The sequence below is a fragment of the Leucobacter faecis genome (assembly GCF_054456695.2).
In genome coordinates this window covers 1-259 of the sequence record NZ_JBTJER020000049.1, presented here as the reverse complement: position 1 = coordinate 259, position 259 = coordinate 1, and the positions used below count along the sequence as shown (strand labels likewise).

The 259-nt window shown below is 52.1% G+C and carries 1 protein-coding gene; it reads left to right on the top strand.

Going from position 1 to position 259, the window contains the following annotated elements:
* Positions 1–259, top strand: a 259-nt coding sequence (locus ACXR2W_RS14205; protein ID WP_489948873.1) for an S-layer homology domain-containing protein, incomplete at both ends; no start/stop codon positions are given.

The following is a 259-nucleotide window of genomic DNA, read 5'->3' as shown; positions in this document are numbered from 1 at the left end:
CCGCCGGCCTTGTCACCTTTTGTGGATGTTCCGAAGACGCACAAGTTCTACAAGGAAATTTCGTGGATGAGAGCTAAGGGGATTACTACGGGAAACTCGGCTGGACAATTTCAGCCGAGTACTGCGGTAACGCGCGAGGCCATGTCCGCATTCTTATACCGCTTCGCAAACAAGCCGACCTTCACTCCGCCGGCCTTGTCACCTTTTGTGGATGTTCCGAAGACGCACAAGTTCTACAAGGAAATTTCGTGGATGAGAG